Source organism: Candidatus Infernicultor aquiphilus (assembly GCF_002784285.1).
GTDB classification, from domain to species: Bacteria; Atribacterota; Phoenicimicrobiia; order Phoenicimicrobiales; family Phoenicimicrobiaceae; genus Infernicultor; species Infernicultor aquiphilus.
Window position 1 is genome coordinate 972 of record NZ_PFKO01000219.1, and the last position, 7939, is coordinate 8910.

Below are 7939 nucleotides of genomic sequence, written 5' to 3' on the forward strand. Positions count from 1 at the left end.
GCACCAAAGAACAAAAATATAACTAAAAATATAATACCAAATATCAGCAGAGTTTTTGTTAGGTAAATTTTCTTATAGTCTATCATTTACTTTTAATGCTCCTTTCAATTTAATGGTAACATTTACATTTCCGTTAAATTCTAAATTATTCAATTCAATATCGGTGGAAAACTGGTTAGCAATAATTCTGTTTTCTTTTGCTATTACTTCTACTGGTTCGATACTGGTTAATTTCTCGTTTTTAGAATCCCAGAAAAATCTATCCCCTTTTAAGATATCCCCTTCCTCAGATTTAATAACCACATCACCAATTAATTCCATACTATTGCTTTCCATATCCGCAATGCACTGGTTAAGCTGTACCTGCAAATGAGGTTTATTCTCTTTAAAAATAGTAGCTCTATTAATCTGCTCAAAAATAGTCTTTTTTCTGTCTTCTCCTAAAGATATTTTATCCGCTTCTATCTCCCATTCCTTTTTGCCTTGCTTAATCCCTGCTACGGTGCCCTTCTCTATCTTAACTGGAGCTTCTTGTACTACTATATCTTCTTCGGTTTCCTCTATCACCTCTTTCGTCTGAACCGAACTCTTATTTTTTCCATTATAGATAAAATATAAGGAAAGGGTTAAGGCTAAAATTATTATTAAAATCAACCATAAATATCTTTTTTTTAGCATATTATAATAATATCATTAAAGTCCCAAAGATAAAAGCATTTCATTCCAAGAAGTATCCTGAGCAAAATTAGTATTATTATAATAACTATCGTAATAATAGTAAGGGAAATAAATAGAAAGTCCTCGAGAACGACTTACGCCTACTCCACTGTAACCTGATTTTATTACTGCAGAATTTAAGGTTTGTTGGATAATTATAGCCATATTTTTAATCTCCAGGCTATTAGAATGATCAAAAATATTATTACAAAGATCGTATAAATCAATAAAATCATAATCACTATAATGCTGACTGCTTGCAGCAGCAAGAATATATTGATATTTGGGAGTAGAGAAATCACTCATAATTCCAAAGGCTAAATTAGATAATTGACCAGTTAAAGTATCCATATAACTTAAATCAATAGCTGATTGAGTGACATAGGTAGTAGGATAAGTAAAAATGTAATCATCTACGATATTAGTAGCCAGTTGGGTAGGGGTAAGAGAAGGATTAGAAGTTAATTGACTTAAAATAGTATCATAGGGCCAACCACCCTCGGGCTCTGACTCTTCTGAGGTAACCAGAATATCAGCATAATCTTTTATCTGATAGGCTACCTCAGTCATTGCCATTAAACAGGCATCCATCCCCACTAGATCAATATTTTTCCCTATTTGAGCGCTAATCATAGAGAGGGCATCTTCCAATTCGGGCATAGTTATCTTATCTCCACCGTTGGTATCATCCCAGGCAATATCTTTAGCCAGATTTAGAGACCTAAATCCTCCTCCGTGATTCCAGATTACTAGCAAATATTTTTTAGCCGGATAATTAATTGCCGCCCAGCTGGCAAAATCGACTAAAGTTTGAGGGTCACCCATATTAAGTTCCACCAAATCAATTTTTAATGGGGAATTTATCAGAATAGGGTCAAAATCTTGAGTAATATAATATCTTCGAGTAGTAGTCCAATTACCATTAGAAGTATCATCAGCATAACCTTGATTACTGGAAGCCAACACACTATAAGGAACCCGATCAATTTGAACTACAATATTTACCTCCGAAGTGGAACCGACCATTTCCATCTCATTAATATCATCAATACCGGCACTTTCTAAATTATTATCAGCATCAAGATAGACCATTACTGTCCATTCGGGAGTTTCATCAATGGGAGGAAATAAGAAACAACCAGTCAGACTGATTGATAAGATAAATAAGAAAAAAATTATAACATATTTATTTTTCACAAATTATTACTCCTTTTTGTTTGGTTAGTTGGTTCAATTAATCTTCCAATCTTCCAATCTTCCAATCTACCGATCAAACTAGTCATTATTCGTTAGTATATAGTCATTGCGAGCTTCGATTTATCGAAGCGTGGCAATCCCTTTTTCCATCTAAAAACTTAAAGCAAAAAACGAGAAACCCTAATTCAAAATTTTTTCATATAAAGTATTGCTTTTAATGTAGGGGTCGAATTTATTCGACCCGTTTTTACCGGGTTTGATAAATCAAACCCCTACCCATTCTTCATTACGGACAGACACAAGGTCTGCCCCTACATATTATACATTACTATTTGCTTCTGTCCTCTGACTTCTGTCTTCTGACTTTGCATATCCCTACTTATTGTCACCAAGTTACTAGCTAAAATTTTTTATCTCATTTTCAAATGATATTAAATAATATAACATATTATAAGTCTAAAGTCTAAAACTTTATTGTTCGTATCGCGTATATCGTATCGAGTATTGCGTAAAGAAAATAATAAAAAAATATTTAAAACTATTTTAAAAAAAGAAGGATTTTTTATACTTCTTGTTGTATTTAGGATATAATAATATAAATAATCAATATAAAAATAGTATTTTTTTACTCAGAATGTCTTAATATTGATTACAATAATTTAATAAGGAGGTGTTTTAAAACCGTTTGCATTAAACTATAATCTTTATTTTTCAAATGAATTAGATTATTGACTATTTTTCTCTTGCAGTGAAAAATATTTTATAAAGGAGAATAAAAAATGAAAAACAAGTTTTTTAAAAAAGTTTCTTTAGGAATAATCTTAATTCTGGTACTTGGAATACTTTCTGCTGGTTGTGCACCGACTGCTCCACCAATCATTATACCGCCAGCAACTTGTACTTTAACCGTGTATTCGCAAAATTATTGGTGTTATGGTTATGTATGGATAAATGGGGCATCTACCGGTCAATGGATTGACTTTAATGGGTCAGCAATCGTACAGGGACTTACCGCAGGGACAGTAGCTTATGTCCAAATTGTAGACAACTCTGGTAATTATAGTCATCAGGAAATAAAAGTACTACAATCAGGCAATAATATCGTAATTTTTACCTATTGGTAATAAGCTACTTTTTAAGATAAAATAATGTTTTGTTAATTTAAATAGGAAATGGGGAGCGGTTCTATTTTCATTTCATTTGAGAAATAAAAAATAAAAAAAATAGAACCGTCCCCATTTCTTTCCTATATATAACATAAAATAGAGGTGAAACATGATGAAGAAATCTACATTATTTAAGAAGAGTATTCTAATTATAAGTTTAATTTTGACCTTAGGATTATTTGCTGGATGTTTGATAATCATACCAGATACCGGTCAAACAGGTACGGTCTACATCAAAATTACTAATAGTAATTGGGCTCATCATATTTATATGGATAGCTATTCTAACTTTTTAGGAACAACTGATTATTTTGGGCAAGCAACTTTTTATCTCATTACAACTGGCTACCATACTTTTTATGCAGAAGATATTGACGGCTGGTATTCTGGCCAAAAAACTCAAAACATACACACCGGCTCAAATTATGTAAATATTCAGGTATATTTTAATTATTAAAACAAAAAATAGAATAGCATAGGGAATTTATATTATGTTAGAAAAAAAGAAATATTTACTACTATTTATTCTCATAATAACTGTTTTACTTTTAACCTCTGGCTGCCTGTATTATTACCCCGCTGTTTATACTTTTGGTTCTATTGAAATAACCACCAATCCCCCGAGGTCTAAAATCTTTTTAGATGGTATGGATACAGGCTATTTTACTCCTTCTACTTTAACCTATGTTTCTGCTGGAAGCCATGTTTTTACTTTAGCTCTCGCAGATTATCTAAGCTATTCCTGTATAATTAATGTTATAGCAAACCAGACTATTAATTTAAATATTACTTTAACCCCGATAATTCCGCCAGCTCCAAAAATTATTTTAACCGGAATTAGTGTCTCCCCCACTACCATAAATCTTGCAGTAGGGGAATCACAAACCTTCTATTCAGTTACTGCCTACTATTCTGACTCAAGCTCGGCGAATGTAAACCTTACTGCCTGTATTTACAGTTCAAGTAACCCTGATTGTGCTGCCGTAAGTTACAGCGGTACCGTTACGGCTGTATCTGATGGTTCTGCTACTATTATAATATCTTATACTAAAAACGGAGTCACCAAAAGCACATCAGCAGAAATTACAGTCGGGACAGCCACTCAAAATGAAGTAGTATACCGGGCTCTCTGCGTAGGAGTCGGAGATTATATTCAAGGAAGTGATAATGATTTATCTGCTCCTCCTTATGATGTAGATAGAATACGTCAAATTTTACAACAATGTAGATTTGGCACATCAAATACATTTTTTTCCGATATCAGTTATCTGAAAGATTGGCAGGCAACAAAATCAAATATTTTGCAGAGTATTTCCTCTGCTTTTTCGGGTGCAGACAGTAACGATATCTCTTATTTTTATTTTAGCGGCCATGGTGTTATAGTGGGAAATACTTCTTATATCTGCCCTGCTGATTTGACCTCTTTTGCCAGTTCAGCCATCAGTGTAAATGAATTAGAAAGTGCTTTAAGCGCAATACCCGGCACCAAAGTAGTCTTTCTTGATTCCTGTTATTCCGGCGGGTTTGTCGGAAAGTCAATGGGCGAAACAATCACTTCAAAAGAAGAATTGGAATCTTTTAATAATGATATTATTAATATCTTTTCCCAAGCACAGACCAAAGGGCTGCTTACCACCAATCAATATAAAGTTTTAACTTCCTGTCATTACTACCAGCTATGTTGGGAAATAATACCTCAGCAGGGGAATCCTTTTGGAGTATTCACTATGGCTCTGTGTGAGGGTTGTGGTTATTCTGGTAATTACCCGGCAGATAACAATCTGGATACCAAAGTTAGTTTACAGGAAGCGTATCTTTATGTAAAAGATTGGGTTTTTTCTTATAGGATTTCTCAAGATGTTCAGGTATCTCCTGATAACTCTACTTTTACAATTATGGAATATTAAAATAGCATATGAGGGCGTATTGCATACGCCCCTACTTCTTCTGGTTTCTGTCTTCTTCACGCGATACTCGATACGAGATACGAATTCATTGTACCAAGGCTATCACTTTAGTATCTTCTTTAACCTGTAAAAATATCTGGGTACCTTGCTCTATCTTTACATTTTTACCGGGGACTAAGGCGCCAGCGATTAAACCGATCGGGTTACTTAAAATAATTAATCCTACAATTCCTACTCCTACCGCTATAGCAATCCTGGTATTTTCTTTTTGGGCTTCTTCCCCTAAGATTAAATTAAGAGAAGTACCGTCTAAAGCTGAAATTGGCTTAAATTTTAACTCTAATTTCCCTGATCGAGATAAAAAGGTAGCTTTTTTTACCTTAATTATTTCGCCTACCCCCTCCGAATTGTTGGGAATAATTAATTTATTATCTATAAATATATTTTCAGTGATTTGAAAATTAAAGGTTTCTCCAGTTTTATTATCTTTGGAACTCAAGGAACTTAAAAAATTAACCGGCACCAGGGTACCAGCAGGGACTATTACTTCTTCCACTTGGGGTTTACTTTCTTTAAAACATAAAGAAAATATGTTTTCCGCCTTCATAGCTAAAACATCAGTTGATGTCTTACCAAATAACACATTCTCTAAATTTTCTATTTTAATACTTAAAGGTTCGGAAGTAATTTTTGCTTCTAATATCCATTGAGAGGCATTTATTTTAAAGATTACCGAAGGATCTTCCGGGGTTCCGGCAATTATAAAATCTTTTAATTGCTTTACTCTGCTGGTAATGGTGCCCGGTAGAGTTCGACCCACTAATTCTTTTTCTAAATATTCTACCCGTTCAACTAAAGATTTTTCTGCGGTAGCTACTCCATAAATAGCAATTTCCAGCTGAGATAAATCTTCAAGTACGTTTGCTTGCGATGCCTCAACCGCCCAAGAAAATTGGACTAAAACTGAAGTCCATAAAAAAGCTACTATTAATATAAAAGAAAATATCCTTTTGAATAACATTAAGATCACCTGCCTTTTAAAATAATCTATCGATTATTTTAATTGACCAATTTGCCAATCTACCAATTAGCCAATTAATTTAGTCGTTAGTGACGCGATACGCAATATTGTTTTATTATAGTATTATTCTCTGAATTACGCAAATATTTTCCCAAAAAAATAACCCCCAGAAAAATTTCTGAGGGTTATTTTGTAGAATCCCACTAAGCTTTTAAGATTAGAAACTTACTGAAAGTTCTGCTTTTAAAGTGCCGACGTTATTCAAGATATTTCTTTTGTTTATAAGCTTAGTATCCGCATCCCAATCATTGTATTCATATCCTACGACTAGTTTTGTATTTTCAGCTAAAGCATGAGTTAAAGCAACCTCTGCACTGTATACAGGTGCGCCGGCAGCAGGAACACTATCATACCTTCCGTCTAATTGTACACCTAATACCTCTGAGTAAGTGTAATTTAAAGTAAGCACTCCAGTATGTTCTGCAATAAGACTCGCATATTGATAGGAGGCGCTCGCCTTCAAATCATCTGTTAGTGGATAATTTTTGTAACCAACATACGCAACATAGCCATTAGTTAATAAATCATATCCAAAACTGACATCTGCAGCTTCTTTAGTACTTGCATCAACTGTATAGACTAATTCAGCAACTCCTAGACTAATCACAGGAACCAAAGCAATTGTATTATCATTGGTATAAGTTAAACTTCCTGCTAATGCATCAGTAAGTGGATAGGAAACCTTTACTTCACCGCCTAATCTATCGGCAGCATAATCATAACTATACGAAGTAGGCTTCAAAGCTAAAGTTGTCGTCTTCATCATAGTTGGCCCAAATCCACCAGTAACATAATGACCATCTAACTGTAAGCTTAAATCTCCAATCTTAGTTGCAAAGGCAGCAGCACCTGCAAAATCACCTGTACTTTGATAAGCACCTTCAACTGCTATATTGGTATCATCATTAATGTCATAGTATAAATCTGCACCACCAACATAGATACCAGCTAACTTGTCGAAAGAAGCTGTAACACCTAAAAGACCAAAATCAGTATTTGCAGTGTAGAAATCATCTACTCTGGTAAATCCGGTCCATTCTCCATCCAGCCAATCCCAGGTCATTAAAGCACCTTCAAAATCAGCGGCATTATATATCAGCCCTAATGCGATAGTAGCTGGTTTAACATCTCCAACTTTTAATTGTGCCTTATCGCCCTGGTAATCAATAAAGAAGTCATCCCAGGTAACAGCTGTAGCAAGAGGTGCACCGGTAAGAGTATCGGTAATTTTTACGGTAACACCAGCAGTAGTCTTTTCATTAATTGTAGCAACAATATTAAATTTTGTTTCATCACTCAAAGTTGCTATATTAGTATCGCTGGGTAATTTATAAGTTGCCTTAAATGAACCGGTGATCTTAACTGGTTCAAAGAATTTTTCCAGTTTGGCTACTTTTCCTTCTAATACAGCGATTGCTGCACTGTTTGCACCTACAGCAGCCTCTAAATCAGCTACAGTTACTCCTAAGCTGGCTAATTCATCAGCAAATTCAATAGCTAATTTCTCTAATACTGCTACATCATCAGCAGAAGCATAACCTTTAGCTTCTACATAAGCTAAAGCTTTAGCTACTGCTTCGGCAAATTCATAACGAGTCATAGTTTTTCCGCCACCAAAAGTACCGTCAGGATAACCAACGATGACACCTTTTGCCGCTAAACTCTGTACTGAATCATAAGCCCAATGATTTAGAGGAACATCTACAAAAGGATTAGCGAATACAGGAAGAGCGAAAACAAAAACTAATACTAATACTAATGCTAATTTTTTCATTATTTTTCTCCTTGATTTTTATATATTACCAGTCAGTCCCATCTTAAGGAGAATTTATTAGTTGAGTATCCTTCGTTCCCTCATTAACATCTTCTCT

The 7939-nt window shown here is 34.3% G+C and carries 7 protein-coding genes; 3 read left to right on the forward strand and 4 right to left on the reverse strand.

Annotated elements, in window-relative coordinates:
* Positions 1-72: 72 nt before the first annotated feature.
* Both lptC and COZ07_RS05710 read right to left on the reverse strand, forming a co-directional pair.
* Positions 73-654 carry an LPS export ABC transporter periplasmic protein LptC gene (gene lptC / locus COZ07_RS05705; protein WP_406607610.1) on the reverse strand — a complete coding sequence of 194 codons (582 nt, stop codon included), beginning with the start codon at positions 652-654 and terminating at the stop codon, positions 73-75.
* A gap of 39 nt (positions 655-693) precedes the next feature.
* The gene (locus tag COZ07_RS05710) at positions 694-1914 is read right to left on the reverse strand and encodes a clostripain-related cysteine peptidase (protein ID WP_406607611.1); all 1221 of its coding nucleotides are present in this window, start codon (positions 1912-1914) and stop codon (positions 694-696) included.
* A 779-nt stretch (positions 1915-2693) separates the two neighbouring features.
* Here COZ07_RS05710 and COZ07_RS05715 point away from each other — a divergent pair.
* From COZ07_RS05715 to COZ07_RS05725, 3 genes are all read left to right on the forward strand, one after another.
* Entirely contained in the window at positions 2694-3038 is a 345-nt protein-coding gene (locus COZ07_RS05715) for a hypothetical protein (RefSeq protein WP_406607612.1), read from the forward strand.
* Between the two features lie 154 nt (positions 3039-3192).
* Positions 3193-3537, forward strand: a complete 345-nt coding sequence (locus tag COZ07_RS05720; RefSeq protein WP_406607613.1) for a hypothetical protein — start codon at positions 3193-3195, stop codon at positions 3535-3537.
* A gap of 34 nt (positions 3538-3571) precedes the next feature.
* Positions 3572-4987 (forward strand): caspase family protein, encoded by a 1416-nt coding sequence (locus tag COZ07_RS05725; protein WP_406607614.1) that lies wholly within the window; start codon positions 3572-3574, stop codon positions 4985-4987.
* An 85-nt stretch (positions 4988-5072) separates the two neighbouring features.
* On the opposite strand, the gene COZ07_RS05730 is transcribed toward COZ07_RS05725, so the two are convergent.
* On the reverse strand, positions 5073-6008 hold the full coding sequence (locus COZ07_RS05730; RefSeq protein ID WP_406607615.1) for a hypothetical protein: 936 nt from the start codon (positions 6006-6008) through the stop codon (positions 5073-5075).
* 217 nt (positions 6009-6225) lie between these two features.
* Positions 6226-7842, reverse strand: a complete 1617-nt coding sequence (locus COZ07_RS05735; protein WP_406607616.1) for an S-layer homology domain-containing protein — start codon at positions 7840-7842, stop codon at positions 6226-6228.
* Between the last annotated feature and the right edge of the window lie 97 nt (positions 7843-7939).